We start from the raw sequence: 1,679 nt of genomic DNA on the forward strand, positions 1-1,679 counted from the left end.
GCAGGCGGCTCCGCGGTTCACGACCGCGATGTGCTCACTGCCCCGGACCCGCCTCCTCGCGCGTCCAGTTCCCGGCCGCCATCTCTGGCAGTGCCGCTCGTGGCGAAGTGTGTTCGCGCGGTTGATTCCGCGCCGCTTCGGTCCCGTCTCGTTCTTGCTCGTTCTTCCGGTTCGTCTCTGCGATGCCTTCGTGCGGCGTGTTCGCTGCTGGGGCCTCCTGGATACGTGCCGTATCCAGGAAGGTTCTCCGTGAACCCCGTTCGTTCCAACCGCTCGTATTCCAGCCCCAGTTCCACCAGCCGCGGCGGCGCCTCCAGCGCCGGCGGTTACAGCCGTTCGGCGCCGAGCCGCTCCGGTGCGCCGAGCCGTTCCGGCGGTTACGCGGGCTCCGGTGGCTCCGGCCGTTCCGGTAGCTACGCGGGCTCGGGCCGCTCCGGCGGTTCAAGTCGACGCCCGTCCGTTCAGGGTGAGTTCGCTCTTCCGGTCACGCTCACCCCGGCGCTGCCCGCGGTGGAGAGCTTCGCCGCGCTGGACATGCCGGCCGCTCTGCTGGCGACGCTGGCGCACGAGGGCATGGCGGTGCCGTTCCCCATCCAGGGCGCGACGCTGCCCAACGCCCTGGCGGGACGTAACGTGCTGGGCCGTGGCCGTACCGGTTCCGGCAAGACCCTCGCCTTCGGTCTGGCGCTGCTGGCCAGGACCGCCGGTCAGCGCGCCGAACCGCTGCAGCCGCTGGCTCTGGTCCTGGTCCCGACGCGTGAGCTCGCCCAGCAGGTCACCGACGCGCTGACCCCGTACGCCCGCTCGCTGCGCCTGCGGATGGCCACGGTGGTCGGCGGCATGTCCATCGGACGGCAGATCCACCTGCTGCGCGGTGGCGCCGAAGTCGTCGTCGCCACGCCGGGCCGGCTCAAGGACCTCATCGACCGGGGCTCCTGCCGCCTGGACCAGGTCGGCATCACGGTCCTCGACGAGGCCGACCAGATGGCCGACATGGGCTTCATGCCGCAGGTCACCGCCCTGCTGGACCAGGTGCGCCCGGACGGACAGCGCATGCTGTTCTCCGCCACCTTGGACCGCAACGTCGACCTTCTGGTGCGCCGCTACCTGCACGACCCGGTCGTCCACTCCGTCGACCCGTCGGCCGGCGCGGTCACCACGATGGAGCACCACGTGCTGCACGTGCACGGCGGGGACAAGAACGCGGTGACGACGCAGATCGCCGCCCGTGACGGCCGGGTCATCATGTTCCTCGACACCAAGCACGCCGTGGACAAGCTCACCGACCACCTGCTGAACAGCGGAGTGCGCGCCGCGGCACTGCACGGCGGCAAGTCCCAGCCGCAGCGGACCCGCACCCTGGAGCAGTTCAAGACCGGACACGTCACCGTGCTGGTCGCCACGAACGTCGCCGCGCGCGGCATCCACGTCGACAACCTCGACCTGGTCGTCAACATCGACCCGCCCAGCGACCACAAGGACTACCTGCACCGCGGCGGCCGCACCGCGCGCGCCGGTGAGTCCGGCAGCGTCGTGACCCTGGTCCTGCCCAACCAGCGCCGCGACATGATCCGCTTGATGCGGGACGCCGGCATCGCCCCGCAGACCGCACAGGTCCGCCCCGACGAGGCCGAACTGACCCGCATCACCGGAGCCCAGGCCCCCAGCGGCATCCCGTG

Annotated in this window: 1 protein-coding gene; it reads left to right on the forward strand. The window is 71.1% G+C overall.

The annotated features are described in order from the left end of the window. Window positions 1-249 precede the first annotated feature (249 nt). Window positions 250-1,679 (forward strand): DEAD/DEAH box helicase (locus tag O3W51_RS47905; RefSeq protein WP_269290375.1); only part of this gene is annotated, 1,430 nt, incomplete at its 3' end.

It is taken from the genome of Streptomyces sp. H39-C1 (assembly GCF_027158125.1).
GTDB classification, from domain to species: Bacteria; Actinomycetota; Actinomycetes; order Streptomycetales; family Streptomycetaceae; genus Actinacidiphila; species Actinacidiphila fildesensis.